Genomic DNA, 15719 nt, shown 5'->3' with positions numbered 1-15719 from the left:
CCAATGACAATGAAGAAGTGATCATGACCGAAAACACCCACCACGACCCCGCGGCCCTCGACAAGCTCACCGAGCCGTTCACCGTCCTGCCGAACCCGAACCCCGCCTCCGACGCCAAGCGCCAGGAGCTCATCGACAAGCCCGCCTTCGGGCAGGTCTTCTCCGACAACATGGCCCACATGACCTGGACCAAGGGGGAGGGCTGGTCCGACCGCCGCATCGAGCCCTACGCGCCGCTGAAAATGGACCCGGGCGCCTCCGTGCTCCATTACGCCCAGGAGGTGTTCGAAGGCCTCAAGGCGTACCGCCACGCCGACGGCTCCACCTGGCTGTTCCGCCCCGACGCGAACGCCGAGCGCTTCCAGAACTCCGCCAAGCGCCTGTACCTGCCCGAGCTGCCCGTCGACGACTTCCTCGGCTCCGTCGCCGCGCTCGTCAAGCGTGACGTGGATTGGGTGCCCTCCCGCCGCGAGTACACGCTGTACATGCGTCCGTTCATGTTCGCCTCCGAACCGTTCCTCGGCGTGCGCGCCCCGCAGGAGGTCGACTACTGCGTGATCGCCAGCCCCTCCGGCCCGTACTTCCCCGGCGGCGTCAAGCCGGTGAGCATCTGGGTGGAGGACAAGTGGTTCCGCACCGGCCCCGGCGGCACCGGCTTCGCCAAGTGCGGCGGCAACTACGCCGCCTCGCTGCTCGGCGAGTACAAGGGCATCGAGAACGGCTGCGAGCAGGTGTGCTTCGTGGACGCCGCGACCAAGACCTACCTCGAGGAGCTCGGCGGCATGAACATGATGGTCGTCCACAAGGACGGCCACGTGGAGACCCCGTCGCTGACCGGCAACATCCTGCCCGGCGTCACTCGCCGCTCCCTCATCCAGCTCATGCAGGACCATGGCCGCGACGTGGTGGAGACCATGATCCCGCTCGAGCAGCTGCTCGAGGACATCAAGTCCGGCGAGGTCACCGAGGTGTTCGCCTGCGGCACCGCCGCCATCATCACCCCGATCGGCCGCTTCAAGTCCGAGAAGTTCGACGTCACCGTCGCCGACGGCGGCTCCGGCAAGCTCACGCTCGACCTGCGCAACGAGCTGCTCGGCATCCAGATGGGCGAGATCGACGATCCGCACAACTGGATGTGGAAGGTCTGCTGACCTCTGCGCGCTACACTGACAAGGGCCGTGCCACATGGCACGGCCCTTTCGCGTTCCACGGGCAAGGCAGGGAGAGGCACGGCATGGAAGTGGCGCTGGAAAGCAACGGGTTCCTCATGGGCATCGAATACGTGGCCATCTTCTGCTGCGGCATGGTCGGCGGGCTCGCTGCCGTGCGCAAAGGCTACGACCTCACCGCCATCGTCATCACCTCCTGGCTGACCGCGCTGGGCGGGGGCATCATGCGCGACGTCATGCTCGGCGTCACCCCCGTGGGCGTCTCCGACAAGGGCATCATCCTCACCGCCCTCGCCTCCGGCGTGGCCGTGGCCGTCATCCACCCCGAGGTCGACAAGCTCAAATGGTCGATGCTCACCCTCGACGCCCTCGCCGTCGCGCTGTTCGCCGTCAACGGCACCTCCAAGGCCATCGGCCTGGGCAGCTCGGGCACCACCGCCGTGTTCATGGGCATGTTCACCGCCATCGGCGGCGGCATGGTGCGCGACATGCTCATCAACGAGGTGCCGATGATCATCCGCGACCGCCACTGGTACTTCGTGCCCTCCGCGGTCGGCTCCGTGCTCACCGTGTTCGTGTGCAAGGCGCTGCAACACGGATGGGTCGGCATGGAGGGGGAGATCGCCCTCGACCTAGGCGTCGTGGCGCTGGTCATCGCGATGCGCCTGCTGTCCGTCCGCTTCGACATCACCGTGCCCGGCGCCGTCGCCCGGCGCAACGTGTATCTGCCCGGCGAATCGCGCGCCCAGCGCCGGGAGACCGCCCGGTCCGACGCACCCGGACGCTCCGGCGAGGGGCGCTGACCGCCAGCCGCCCCGGACGTCCGGAACATACGACGGGACCCCGCCCTCCCGAAGGGGAAGGCGGGGTCCCGTCGTTCCAGCGGCTGGATTCCAGCCGGCCGAATCACATCGCGTTGATCGCCACGGCCAGGCCGGACTTGCGGTTGGCGGCCTGGTTCTTGTGGATGACGCCCTTGCCAGCGGCCTTGTCGAGCTTCTGGGAGGCGACCTTGTAGGCGGCCTCGGCGGCGGCCTTGTCACCGGAGGCGATGGCCTCGCGGGTGGCGCGGATGGCGGTCTTCAGGCCGGACTTGACGGCCACGTTGCGCTTGTGCGCCTTCTCGTTGGTGAGGACGCGCTTCTTCTGCGACTTGATGTTAGCCAATGTAACTCCAAACGACGTTAGCTATGTAAGGACATACAAGACTGGGATGATAGCACGGGGGAGGGAAAACGGCCATGGCCCGGGTCGCGCCCCGTCGGCGCCGGCATCGGCTATCATTGGTGCAGTTTGACACAACCCATCCCCCAGCCAGGAGGCACATCCAGTGGTCGCCCAGCATAACCGGCCCGGTTCCACGGATCAATCGCTGATCCGCAACTTCTGCATCATCGCGCACATCGACCATGGCAAGTCCACCGTGGCCGACCGCATCCTGCAGCTGAGCGGCATCGTGCCCGAACGCGAGATGCGCGACCGGTTCCTCGACCGCATGGACATCGAGCAGGAGCGCGGCATCACCATCAAGTCGCAGGCCGTGCGCGTGCCGTGGACCTTCGACGACCAGGAGTACACGCTCGGCATGATCGACACCCCCGGCCACGTGGACTTCACCTACGAGGTCTCCCGCGCGCTGGCCGCCTGCGAGGGCGCGGTGCTGCTCGTCGACGCCACCCAGGGCATCGAGGCGCAGACGCTGTCGAACCTGTACATGGCCATCGACCACAACCTGACCATCATCCCGGTGCTCAACAAGATCGACTTGCCCTCCGCCGAGCCGGACAAGCACGCCGAGGAGATCGCCGGCCTGATCGGCTGCGAGCCGGGCGACGTGCTGCGCGTCTCCGGCAAAACCGGCGAGGGCGTGGCCGACCTGCTCGACACCATCGTCATGGACGTGCCCGCGCCCACCGGCGACCCCGAGGCGCCGGCGCGCGCGCTGATCTTCGACTCCGTGTACGACTCGTACCGCGGCATCGTCACCTACATCCGCATGGTCGACGGCGAGCTGCGCAAGCGCGAGAAGATCCACATGATGGGCATCGGCATGACGCACGACCCGATCGAGATCGGCGTGATCAGCCCGGACATGACCCCCACAGACGCGCTCGGCGCCGGCGAGGTCGGCTACGTGATCACCGGCGCGAAGGATGTGAGCCAGTCCAAGGTGGGCGACACCGTCACCTCCGCCGCCAACCCGGCCAGCGAGCCGCTGCCCGGCTACCGCGACCCCAAGCCGATGGTGTACGCCGGCCTGTTCCCGATCGACAACGCCCAGTTCCCCGAGCTGCGCGACGCGCTCGACAAGCTCAAGCTCAACGACGCCGCCCTGGAGTACGTGCCGGAGACCTCCGTGGCCCTCGGCTTCGGCTTCCGCTGCGGCTTCCTCGGCCTGCTGCACATGGAGATCGTCTCCGAGCGCCTCTCGCGCGAGTTCGGCCTCGACCTCATCTCCACCGCCCCGAACGTCACCTACGAGGTGACCAGCGAGGACGGCTCCGTGCACCATGTGACCAACCCCAGCGAATTCCCCGACGGCAAGGTCAAGCGGATCGTCGAGCCGATGGTCGCGGCCGACATCATCACGCCCAAGGAGTTCATCGGCGCCGTGATGGACCTGTGCCAGGAGAACCGCGGCATCATGGGCACGATGGAGTACCTGTCCGCCGACCGCGTGGAGATGCACTACCACATCCCGCTGGCCGAGATCGTGTTCGACTTCTTCGACCAGCTCAAAAGCCGCACCAAGGGCTACGCCTCCCTCGACTACCACGAGGACGGCGAGCAGGAGGCCGACCTGGTCAAGGTGGACATCCTCATCCAGGGCGAGAAGGTGGACGCCTTCTCCGCCATCGTGCACCGCGACAAGGCGTACTCCTACGGCGTGATGATGACCAAGAAGCTGCGCGAGCTCATCCCGCGCCAGCAGTTCGAGATCCCAATCCAGGCGGCCATCGGCTCGCGCATCATCGCCCGCGAGACGATCCGCGCGCTGCGCAAGGACGTGCTCGCCAAGTGCTACGGCGGCGACATCTCCCGCAAGCGCAAGCTGCTTGAGAAGCAGAAGGCCGGCAAGAAGCGCATGAAGATGCTCGGCCATGTGGAGGTGCCGCAGGAGGCGTTCATCGCCGCCCTGTCCACCGGCGACGACAAGTCCGTGGACCGCGACACCAAGGACAAGATCCGCGCCGCCCAGAAGACCGAGAACTGACCCGCGCATGCCGACGACGCCGTTCGAGGTCTACGTGCACGTCCCGTTCTGCCTGCGCAGATGCGGGTACTGCGACTTCAACACGTACACCGCCGCCGACCTGGGCGGCGGGGCGTCGCGCCGCAACTACGCCGACCTGGCCATCCGCGAGATGCGCCTGGTGCGCGCGTGGCAGGCCGCGCGCGGCATCGAGGAGCCCCGCGCCGCCTCCGTGTTCTTCGGCGGCGGCACGCCGACCATCCTGCCGGCCCGCGACCTCAACCGCATGCTCGCCGCCATCCGCGAGCTGTGGGGCCTGGAGCCCGGGGCCGAGGTGACCAGCGAGGCCAACCCGGACACGGTGGACGCCGGCTATGTGCGCGAGCTTGCCGACGGCGGCTTCACCCGCCTCTCCTTCGGCATGCAGTCCGCCGTGCCGCATGTGCTCGCCACGCTCGACCGCACGCACACCCCCGCCAACGTGGAGGCCGGGGTGCGCGCCGCCCGTGCCGCGGGCCTCGACGCCAGCGTCGACCTCATCTACGGGGCGCCGGGGGAGAGCCTGGACGACTGGCGCGCGTCGGTGCGCGCCGCCATCGACCTGGGCACTGACCATGTGTCCGCCTACGCCCTCACCGTCGAGCCGACCACGGCGATGGGCCGGCGCATCGCCGCCGGCACGCTGCCGAGGCCCGACGACGACGACGAGGCCGCCAAATACGAGATCGCCGACGGACTGCTCGCCGCCGCGGGGCTGCGATGGTACGAGGTGAGCAACTGGGCGCGCCCCGGCTACGAAAGCCGGCACAACCTCGGCTACTGGCGCAACGTCGACTGGGCCGGCATCGGCCCCGGCGCCCACAGCCATTACCGCGCCGTCGCCGGCGCCACGGACCTGTTCCCCGACGCCGACGTGGACGGGGCCGACGACTCCGAAGGCTTCCGCCCCGTCGCCCGCGCCGGCGGGGCGGGGGAGGGCGGCCCCCGCCCGGAGGGCGTCGCCCCGGGCCCGGCGGCGGACCCCGCCGCGGCCCCGCGCGGGCTGCGCGCCTGGGACCTCGCCCATCCGCGCCGGTGGGCCGCGGCGCTGGCCGCCGGCCGCGTGCCGTGGGCAGACGGCGAGGCCATCGGCCCCGAGGCGGACCTGGAGGAGCGCGTGATGCTCGGCATCCGCCTGCGGGAGGGCCTGGAGACGGCCGGCCTGCCGGCGCCGCCCGACCCGGCCGTGGTGGAGGGACTCGTCGCCGACGGGCTCGTCGTACGCCACGGCACACGGCTCGTTCCCACGCTGCGCGGCCGGCTGCTCAACGACCTCGTCATCGAACGGCTGCTCGGCTGACGCCCCCGCCCCGCGCCGCCGCCGGACACACCCTTGACACGCGCGGTCCATTCGGTATATGGACGCCGGAGCGAGACCGACATGCGCGGGCGGTACACTACCCGGGCATTCACAAAGAACCGCACGGACCGCCCGGTCCGTGCCCAAATCAAAGTCTGAAGGTGGTTTCGGTGACTTTCCACGCTCCGCTCGATCTGACGATCCACACACCCCAGGGCCTGTACGACCCAGGCGCCGAACACGACGCCTGTGGCGTGGGCATGGTCACCACCCTCAACAAGAGCCCCGAGCGCAAGATCATCGACGATGCCATCGAGGTGCTCGTCAACCTCAACCACCGCGGCGCGGTCGGCGCCGAGGAGAACACCGGCGACGGCGCGGGCATCCTCATGTCCATGCCGGACGAGTTCATGCGCGCCACCGTGGGCGTGGAACTGCCCAAGGCCGGCCACTACGCCGCCGGCATCGCGTTCCTCGACCGCGACATCGCCGCCTCCGGCCAGCAGGAGCAGGCCATCGCCCGCATCGCCGCCGAGGAAGGGCTCGAGACCCTCGCCTGGCGCACCGTGCCCACCAACCCGGACGGCCTGGGACTGCAGGCCCTCGCCACGATGCCGTCCTTCAAGACGCTGGTGCTCGCCGATCCGGAGCGCCGTCTCGCCGGCATCGAACTCGACCGGCGCACCTTCCGCGTGCGCAAGCGCGTGGAGCACGAGGTGGGCGTGTACTTCGCCTCCCTCTCCGCCCGCACCATCACCTACAAGGGCATGCTCACCACGATGCAGCTCAAGCCCTTCTTCCCCGACCTGGCGGATCCGCGCATGACGGCCGTTGTCGCCATCGTCCACTCCCGCTTCTCCACGAACACCTTCCCCAGCTGGCCGCTGGCCCAGCCGTTCCGCCTCATCGCGCACAACGGCGAGATCAACACCATCCAGGGCAACCGCAACTGGCTGTCGGCCCGCGAGGGACGCCTGAGCTCCGAGCTGCTCGGCGAGTTCAAGCCGCTGCTGCCGATCGCCACCCCCGGCTACTCCGACTCCGGCACCTTCGACGAATGCCTGGAGCTGCTCCACCTGGCCGGCCGCTCCCTGCCGCACGCCATCTCGATGATGCTGCCGCCCGCCTGGGAGAAGAACCCGGACCTCGACCCGGACGTGCGTGCCTTCTACGAGTACAACAACACGCTCATCGAACCGTGGGACGGCCCGGCGGACATCGTGTTCACCGACGGCACCCAGGTGGGCGCCCTGCTCGACCGCAACGGCTTCCGCCCCGGCCGCTGGATGGTCACCGACGACGGCACTGTGGTCCTCGCCTCCGAGGCCGGCGTGCTGCCCGAGGTCGCCCCCGAGCACGTCAAGGCCAACGGCCGACTGGAGCCGGGCAAAATGTTCCTCGTGGACACCGCCGAGGGCCGCATCATCCCCGACGAGGAGATCAAGCGCACCCTTGCTTCCCAGCACCCCTACCGCCAGTGGGTGGAGGGCAACACCGTCCAGCTCAAGGACCTGCCCGCCCGCGAGCACGTGAGCCACTCCGGCCAGTCCGTGCAGCGCCGTCAGCGTGCCTTCGGCTACACCGAGGAGGACCTCAAGATCATCCTCACGCCGATGGCCAACACCGGCAAGGAGCCGCTCGGCTCGATGGGCAACGACACCCCGCTGCCCGCGCTGAGCCGCCACAGCCGCATGCTCTTCGACTACTTCACCCAGAAGTTCGCGCAGGTCACCAACCCGCCGCTCGACTGGGAGCGCGAGGAGATCGTCACCTGCCTCGAGTCCGCGATCGGCCCCGAGCCGAACCTCCTGCAGGACACCGAGCTGCACGCCAAGAAGATCCTCATCCCGCTGCCCGTCATCGACTCCGACGAGATGGCGCAGCTCAAGCGCCTCGACCGCGCCAAGGTGCTCGGCGGCTACTACAAGCCGTACGTCGTCAAGGGCCTCTACCAGGTGGCTGGTGGCGGCCAGGCCCTCAAGGCCCGCCTCGAGGAGATCTTCGGCGAGGTGGACCGCGCGATCGCCGACGGCTGCAACTTCATCGTGCTCTCCGACCGCGAGTCGAACCACATCATGGCCCCGATCCCCTCGCTGCTGCTCACCTCCGCCGTGCAGCACCACCTGCTCGGGACCCACACCCGCACCCAGATCTCCCTGGGCGTGGAGGCCGGCGATGTGCGCGAGATCCACCATGTGGCCCTGCTCATCGCCTACGGCGCGGCCTGCGTGAACCCCTATCTCGCGTTCGAGTCCGTGGAGGACCTCTCCCGCCAGGGCTACGTCACGGTCGATGAGAAAACCGCCGTGCGCAACCTCACCAAGGCCCTGTCCACCGGCGTGCTCAAGATCATGGCCAAGATGGGCGTCTCCACCATCATGAGCTACCGCGGCGCCCAGCTGTTCGAAGCCGTGGGCCTCAAGCAGGAGCTCATCGACGAGTACTTCACCGGCACCACCTCGCGCGTCGGCGGCGCCGGCCTCGACGAGATCGCCGAGGAGGTGGCCATCCGCCACCGCGTCGCCTACCCGACCCAGTGGACCGCCTCGCCGCACCGTAACCTTCGCACCGGCGGCCAGTACAAGTGGCGCCGCACCGGCGAGGACCACCTCAACGACCCTGAGGCCATCTTCCTGCTGCAGCAGTCCACCCAGCGCGGCGACTACGGCATGTTCAAGAAGTACTCGGCGCATATCAACGACACCTCGAACCGCCTGATGACGCTGCGCGGCCTGATGAGCTTCAAGCACACGCGCAAGCCCATCCCGATCGACGAGGTCGAGCCGGCCAGCGAGATCGTCAAGCGTTTCTCTACCGGCGCGATGAGCTACGGTTCCATCTCCCTGGAGGCGCATGAGACGCTCGCCAAGGCGATGAACCAGATCGGCGCCCGCTCCAACTCGGGCGAGGGCGGCGAATCCCCGGAGCGTCTGCGCGACCCCGAGCTCGTCAGCCGTATCAAGCAGATCGCCTCCGCGCGCTTCGGTGTCACCTCCGACTATCTGGTGCACGCCACCGACCTGCAGATCAAGCTCGCCCAGGGCGCCAAGCCCGGCGAGGGTGGCCATCTGCCCGGCGCCAAGGTGCCGCCGTGGATCGCCGAGGTGCGCCACTCCACGCCCGGCGTGGAGCTCATCTCCCCGCCGCCCCACCATGACATCTACTCCATCGAGGATCTGAAGCAGCTCATCAACGACGCGAAGATGGCCAACCCCAAGGCGCGTGTCCACGTCAAGCTGGTCTCTGAGTTCGGCGTGGGCACCATCGCCGCCGGCGTGGCCAAATGCCATGCCGACGTGGTGCTTATCTCCGGCTACGACGGCGGCACCGGCGCGGCTCCGCTCAATGCGATCAAGCACGCCGGCACGCCGTGGGAGATCGGCCTGTCCGAGACGCAGCAGACGCTCATCCTCAACGGCCTGCGTTCGCGCATTGTGGTGCAGTGCGACGGCGAGCTCAAGACCGGCCGCGACGTGGTCATCGCCGCCCTGCTCGGCGCCGAGGAATTCGGCTTCGCCACCGCGGCGCTCATCGTCGAAGGCTGTGTGATGATGCGCGCATGCCAGAAGAACACCTGCCCGCAGGGCATCGCCACGCAGGACCCGGAGCTGCGGGCCCGGTTCCGCGGCAAGCCCGAGCATGTGGTCAACTTCTTCATGTTCATCGCCCAGGAGGTGCGCGAGCTGCTCGCCGAGCTCGGCTTCCGCACGCTCGAGGAGGCCGTCGGCCATGTGGAGTGCCTCGACCAGAACGAGGCCGTCAGTCGCTGGAAGGCCGATGGCATCGACCTGAGCAACGTGCTCGCCCAGCCCGGCCCGGTGCCCGGCACCATCCTGCACTGCACCGAGGCGCAGAACCACGAGCTCGAGAAGGCGCTGGACAACAAGCTCATCGAGCTGGCCAAGCCCGCCTTGGAGAACAAGGAGCCGGTGCGCATCGAGATGCCGATCCGCAACGTCAACCGCACCCTGGGCACCATGGTCGGCTATGAGATCACCCGCCGCTACGGGGCCGAGGGCCTGTCGGACGACACGATCGACATGACCTTCCACGGCGCAGGCGGCCAGTCCATCGGCGCGTTCATCCCCAAGGGCGAGACCATCCGCGTGTTCGGCGAGGTCAACGACTACGCCGGCAAGGGCCTGTCGGGCGGCCGCATGGTGGTCCGTCCCGCCGAGGGCGTGCCCTACGACACGCACACGAACGTGATCGCCGGCAATGTCACCGGCTTCGGCGCCACCTCCGGCGAGATGTTCGTCGCCGGCAAGGCGGGCGAACGCTTCGCCGTGCGCAACGGCGGCGCCACGTTCGTCGTCGAGGGCGTGGGCGACCACGGCTGCGAGTACATGACCGGCGGCACCGTCGTCGTGCTCGGCCCCACCGGGCGCAACTTCGGCGCCGGCTTCTCCGGCGGCGACGCCTACGTGCTCGACCTCGACATGGCCAAGGTCAACCCCTCCGCCGTGAGCACCGGCGCGCTCATCACCGAGCCGCTCGACGAGCGTCACGAGGCCATCGTCAAGGCGCTGGTCAAGCGCCACGCCGAGGAGACCGGCTCCGCTTTCGCGGCCGGCCTGCTCGCCGACTGGCGGGACGCGGCCGGGCGCTTCACCCACCTGGTGCCGCGCCAGTACGTGGCGATGACCGAGGCGATGCGCCAGGCCGAGGCCAACCACGTCGACTTCAACGAACCCGGAGTCTGGGAAGAGACCTACGAACGAGTGATGGAAGGAGCGCGCTGAGATGGGCGACCCGAGAGGATTCCTGAAAGTCCGCACCCGCCGCGAGCTGGCCGAGCGCCCCGTGGCCGAACGCATCAAGGACTGGCTCGACGTGCACGCCGAATCCGGCCTGCAGCCGTGGACGCGCGAGCAGGCGGCCCGCTGCATGGACTGCGGCACCCCGTTCTGCATGACCGGCTGCCCGCTGGGCAACCTCATCCCCGAGTTCAACGACCTGGTGCGCCAGGAGCGTTGGGAGGACGCGTACAACCGCCTGAGCCTGACGAACAACTTCCCCGAGGTGACCGGCCGCATCTGCCCCGCCCTGTGCGAGCAGGCGTGCGTGCTTGGCATCCACCAGCCGCCCACGATGATCAAGAACGACGAGTGCACGATCATCGACCAGGCCTGGGACCTCGACTATGTGCAGCCGATGCCGCCGCAGCGCCTGACCGACCAGACCGTCGCCGTGGTCGGCTCCGGCCCCGCCGGCCTGGCCTGCGCCCAGCAGCTCACCCGCGCCGGGCACACCGTGGTCGTCTACGAGCGTGACGACGCCATCGGCGGCCTCATGCGCTACGGCATCCCCAACTTCAAGCTCGACAAGCGCCTGCTCGACCGCCGCGTCGAGCAGATGGAGGCCGAGGGCACCCGCTTCCGCACCAACGTGGAGATCGGCACCGACATCACCTGGGACGAGCTGCGCTCCCGCTACGACGCGGTGGTTGTCGCCATCGGCTCGCGCGTGCCGCGCGACATGAAGCTGCCCGGGCGCGAGCTCGACGGCATCCACTTCGCGCTCGACTATCTGCCCGACGCCACCCGCCGCGTGTATGGCGTGCCCGTCGAGCACGGCATCGACGCCAAGGACAAGCATGTGGTCGTCATCGGCGGCGGCGACACCGGCTCCGACTGCCTGGGCACCGCGATCCGCCAGGGCGCCAAGAGCGTGACCGTGCTCCAGATCATGCCCAAGGAGCCCGCCGAGCGGCCGGACAACCAGCCGTGGCCGACCTTCGCGCGCACCTACCAGAAGACCTCCTCGATGGAGGAGGGCGGCGAGTACCTGTACAACACCGACTCCGTCAACTTCGTTGGCTCCGAGGAGGAGCAGGCCAAGGTGACGGTGGAGGAGTCGGCCACCGCCGCCGGCTTCGTCGCCGACGGGCACGGGCACGTCACCGGCCTGAGAATCGTGGACGTGGCCCCTGGCGAGGACGGCCCGTTCACCCGCCAGCCCGGCACCGAACGCGTGATCCCGGCCGACCTGGTGCTCATCTCGGTCGGCTTCCTCCACCCCGACACCACGACGCTGGGCGAGCAGCTGCCCGTCGACCTTGACGGCCGCGGCAACGTGGCCCGCGACGACTCCTACGCCACCAGCCAGGACGGCGTGTTCGTGGCCGGTGACGCCGGCCGTGGCCAGAGCCTGGTCGTGTGGGCCATCGCCGAAGGCCGCGCCTGCGCCGCCGCCGTGGACCGGTATCTGACCGGCGCCACCGAGCTGCCCGCCCCGATCAAGGCCTCCGCCCGTCCGATGGCGTTGCCGCGCTGAGCCGCGGTTTCGGTGGGTCCTGCGCTACACTCATGCGCAGAACCCACCGTTTTCGTTCGCGAAGGAGTCTTCACCATGCCGAACCGCGCAGAGCGCCGCGCCGAAGCTAAGCGCGCCCGCAAGGGCATCCCCGCCCAGTACGACCAGACCCGCGGCCGTGGCCGCGGCGGCATGGTCGACGAGTGGAGCCTGCAGCAGAAGTCCATCCGCCTGCAGGAGGGTACGGACACCGAGGGCGCGTGGAAGCCCAGCGGCGGCCCCGTCGAGGAGGCGGACGCCACGCTGACCACGAACCCGAACTACTCGAACCCGAAGCTGCTCAAGGCGCCGCATTCCGCCCGCCAGTGGGCGCGCGTCGGCAGCTGGACGCTCATCATCCTGGCGGCAATCGCCTTCCTGGTGGTCATGTGGCTGCCCACCCGGCCGATGTGGCTGGTGTGGACCGTGGCCGGCGTGTTCATCGTGGGTGTGCTCTCCCTGTTCTTCACCGCGGGCGATCCGAAGCACAACCCCAACCTCGACCAGAACGGCACCGCGGTCTGACCGGCGCCGCGCCGGGGCGTTACGGAGCATAACGGCGTGCGACCCGCACACGAAACGTGTGCGGGTCGCACGCCGTTTCGTGTTCCGATGGCCTAAAGTTGGACATGACACCATCCGAATGCCGAAGATCCAATGAATGAGGTGGACCAATGAAGGTTGACATCCTGACCCGCGAATACCCGCCCAAGGTGTACGGCGGCGCCGGCGTGCACGCCGAGGAGCTTTCCAAGGTGCTCGCCGAACGTGTGGACGTGACCGTGCGCGCGTTCGACGGTCCGCGCACCCCCGCCGACGTGCCCGCCATCCCCGGCGACGCCCCGAAGGGAAGCCTCGCGCTCAAGGGCTACGGCACCCCCGCCGAGCTCAAGGACGCCAACCCGGCCCTGAGGACCTTCGGCGTGGATCTTCAGATCGCCAACGACGTGGACGCGGACATCATCCACGCGCACACCTGGTACGCCTGCCTGGCCGGCTACCTGGCCAAGATGCTCCACGGCACGCCGCTGGTCATCACCGCCCACTCCCTGGAGCCGTTCCGCCCGTGGAAGCGCGAGCAGCTCGGCGGCGGCTACGAGTTGTCCAGCTGGGCCGAGCGAGAGGCCTATGAGCACGCCGACCGCATCATCGCCGTGTCCGCCGGCATGCGGGAGGACATCCTCACCGCCTACCCGAACGTGGACCCGGACAAGGTGGTCGTGGTGCACAACGGCATCACGATGAGCGAGTTCGCCACCCCTGCCGAAGACGACCCGGCCTGGGGCGTGTTCGATCGCTACCACATCGACCGCTCCAAGCCCACGCTGCTGTTCGTCGGCCGTATCACCCGCCAGAAGGGCCTGCCCTACCTGCTCAAGGCGCTGCACTTCGTGGACCCGGGCGTGCAGGTGGTGCTGTGCGCCGGCGCTCCGGACACGCCGGAGATCATGGAGGAGGTCAAGGGCGCCTTCGCCAAGCTGGACGCCGAGCGCGGCAACATCATCTGGATCGAGGAGATGCTGCCCAAGCCGGAGCTCAACGCGCTGGAGCACGGCTGCGACGCGTTCATCTGCCCGTCCATCTACGAGCCGCTGGGCATCGTGAACCTCGAGGCCATGGCCTGCGGCCTGCCCGTCGTCGCCTCCGCCACCGGCGGCATCCCCGAGGTCGTCGTCGACGGCGAGACCGGCTACCTGGTGCCGATCGACCAGCTGCACGACGGCACCGGCACGCCCACGGACCCGGACAAGTTCGTGCACGACATGGCCGACGCGATCAACCGCGTCATGGCCGATCCCGAGCGCGCCAAGGCCATGGGCCAGGCCGGCTACGAGCGCGCCCGCGACAAGTTCAGCTGGGAGACCATCGCCGACCGGACCGTGGCCGTGTACCAGTCCGTGATCGACGAGGCCAAGTAGCCGGGCCGCCTCCCGCTGGACCAGCCTCCGGCGGGAGGCATCATATGAACACCGCCGATACGAAGGAGGACCATGCCATGACCGCATCCGCACTGACGCTGACCGGGGTGGAGTTCCGCCGCAGCCGGCGCGTGATCCTCACCGACGTCAACCTCGACGTCAAACGGGGGGAGAAGTGGGTGCTGTTCGGCCCCAACGGCATCGGCAAATCCTCCCTGGTGGCCATGATGGCCACGCGCGGCCACCCCTCCTGCGGCACCGTGGACATCCTCGGCAACCGTCTGGGCAAGGTGGACGTGTTCTCCTACCGCAACCGCATCGGTCTGAGTTCGGCGGAGCTGGCGCGCGCCTTCCCCGGGGCGGAGGACCCGCTCGACGCGGTCGTCACCGCGCTGACCGCCACCACCGGCCGCTGGCGCGACACGTATACTGAAGCCGACTACGCCAAGGCCCGCGGCCTCATGGAGCAGTTCGGCATCGCCTACCTGGAGGGCAAGCAGATGTTCAAGCTCTCCGAGGGGGAGCGCACGCGCGTGCTCATCTGCCGCGCCCTCATGGCCGACCCCGACCTGCTCATCCTCGACGAGCCGACCACCGGCCTCGACCTGGGAGGCCGCGAGCTGGCGCTGCGCGCGCTGAGCCGCATCGGCCGCGAGGATGCGGACCGCACCGTCGTGCTGGTCACCCACCGGCTCGAGGAGATCCCCGCCGGCTTCGACCATGTCGCCATCATGGGTCGGCTCACCGGGTCGGAATCCGACGCGTACGCCGCCAATGTGGCCGGGCGCGACCCCGCACCCGGCACCATCGTGTACACCGGCGACCTGGAGCACGGCTTCACCGAGGAGCGGCTCTCCGCCGTCTTCGGCCTCGACTTGGCCGTCACCCACGACCACGGCCGCTGGGCTGCTTTCGCCCGCTGAGCGGCGCGGTCTGAGAAAACGCCCTTGGAAGCCAAGGGCGTTTTTTCTACGAGCTAAATGAGTGAGTGCTCACTCACTCGTGTTACACTGGCCGGCCGTGACCACACCGACCATGCCCACGACCGACCCGACCTCCCCGACCGACCCGGCCGGCGCGACCGCCGCCTCCGGCGCGGCCGCGGCCCAGCCCCGACGCCGGCGCGCCGCGGCGATGACCAGCGAACGCCGTCGCGAGGCCATCATCACGGCGGTCGAGGATGCGGTCGTCGACGCCGAGATGGACCTGACCACCAAGGAACTGGCCCGCCTCTCCGGCGTCGCCGAAGGCACGCTGTTCCGCGTGTTCGGCAGCAAGGAGGAACTTCTCGTCGCCGCCTTCACCCACCGTCTCGAACGCCTCGCGCTCGACGACTCGTGGAAGGAGGAGCTCGGCCTCGACGCCTCCGACGGCACGGCGGGGGAGGACCTCGCCGCCCGGCTCACCGAACGCATCGCCCGGTACATCGCCGTGATCGCCGACCGCATCGACACCTGGGCGGGGATGATGGGCATCCTCCACCGCTTCCTGCGGTCCACGGAGGCGTCCAAGGCGCGCAGCCTGCGCGAATCGTCACGCCCCGAGATGCGCCGCATCCAGCACCTGTACATGGGGGCCCTCGGCCAGTTCGTCGACGGATGCCGCGGCCTGCTCGCACCCTACGCGGACCGGCTGCGCATCGACCCCGACGAGGCCGTGGCCTTCATCCAGAGTACCGCCACGGCGCTCGCGCTCGGCCGGCGCTACCACGACTTCGGCATCACCCCCGAGAGGGCCGCCGACATCGTCGTGCACGGCATCGCCGTCCCGCCCGCCGCCTGATCCGGCGGCGCGCATACGTCCAC

General features: G+C 69.0%; 11 protein-coding genes. 10 read left to right on the top strand and 1 reads right to left on the bottom strand.

Going from position 1 to position 15719, the window contains the following annotated elements; translation table 11 throughout:
- Window positions 1-23 precede the first annotated feature (23 nt).
- Entirely contained in the window at window positions 24-1151 is a 1128-nt protein-coding gene (locus H7U32_RS03400) for a branched-chain amino acid aminotransferase (protein ID WP_204468071.1), read from the top strand.
- An 83-nt stretch (window positions 1152-1234) separates the two neighbouring features.
- Window positions 1235-1972 (top strand): trimeric intracellular cation channel family protein, encoded by a 738-nt coding sequence (locus H7U32_RS03395; protein ID WP_204468069.1) that lies wholly within the window; start codon window positions 1235-1237, stop codon window positions 1970-1972.
- A gap of 103 nt (window positions 1973-2075) precedes the next feature.
- Here H7U32_RS03395 and rpsT read toward each other — a convergent pair whose 3' ends face one another.
- Entirely contained in the window at window positions 2076-2336 is a 261-nt protein-coding gene (gene rpsT / locus H7U32_RS03390; protein WP_204468067.1) for a 30S ribosomal protein S20, read from the bottom strand.
- Between the two features lie 163 nt (window positions 2337-2499).
- On the opposite strand from rpsT, the gene lepA reads away from it, so the two are divergent.
- The 8 genes from lepA to H7U32_RS03350 all read left to right on the top strand — a co-directional run bounded on the left by lepA (window position 2500) and on the right by H7U32_RS03350 (window position 15696).
- Entirely contained in the window at window positions 2500-4383 is a 1884-nt protein-coding gene (gene lepA / locus H7U32_RS03385; RefSeq protein ID WP_204468065.1) for a translation elongation factor 4, read from the top strand.
- 7 nt (window positions 4384-4390) lie between these two features.
- Window positions 4391-5701, top strand: a complete 1311-nt coding sequence (gene hemW / locus H7U32_RS03380) for a radical SAM family heme chaperone HemW (protein ID WP_239457455.1) — start codon at window positions 4391-4393, stop codon at window positions 5699-5701.
- Between the two features lie 170 nt (window positions 5702-5871).
- Window positions 5872-10443: a glutamate synthase large subunit gene (gene gltB, locus H7U32_RS03375; RefSeq protein ID WP_204468061.1), complete on the top strand. Its 4572-nt coding sequence runs from the start codon at window positions 5872-5874 to the stop codon at window positions 10441-10443.
- 1 nt (window position 10444) lies between these two features.
- Window positions 10445-11977, top strand: coding sequence for a glutamate synthase subunit beta (locus H7U32_RS03370; RefSeq protein WP_204468060.1), 1533 nt, complete (start codon window positions 10445-10447; stop codon window positions 11975-11977).
- A 75-nt stretch (window positions 11978-12052) separates the two neighbouring features.
- Entirely contained in the window at window positions 12053-12520 is a 468-nt protein-coding gene (locus H7U32_RS03365; RefSeq protein ID WP_204468058.1) for a tripartite tricarboxylate transporter TctB family protein, read from the top strand.
- Between the two features lie 149 nt (window positions 12521-12669).
- Window positions 12670-13914, top strand: a complete 1245-nt coding sequence (glgA, locus tag H7U32_RS03360; RefSeq protein WP_204468056.1) for a glycogen synthase — start codon at window positions 12670-12672, stop codon at window positions 13912-13914.
- A 77-nt stretch (window positions 13915-13991) separates the two neighbouring features.
- Window positions 13992-14837 carry an ABC transporter ATP-binding protein gene (locus H7U32_RS03355; RefSeq protein ID WP_204468055.1) on the top strand — a complete coding sequence of 282 codons (846 nt, stop codon included), beginning with the start codon at window positions 13992-13994 and terminating at the stop codon, window positions 14835-14837.
- Between the two features lie 97 nt (window positions 14838-14934).
- Window positions 14935-15696 (top strand): TetR/AcrR family transcriptional regulator, encoded by a 762-nt coding sequence (locus H7U32_RS03350; protein ID WP_204468053.1) that lies wholly within the window; start codon window positions 14935-14937, stop codon window positions 15694-15696.
- The last annotated feature ends 23 nt before the right edge of the window (window positions 15697-15719 follow it).

The organism is Bifidobacterium pullorum subsp. saeculare (assembly GCF_016899725.1).
Lineage (GTDB): Bacteria > Actinomycetota > Actinomycetes > Actinomycetales > Bifidobacteriaceae > Bifidobacterium > Bifidobacterium pullorum_C.
This window is presented reverse-complemented; position numbering and strand designations above follow the sequence as displayed.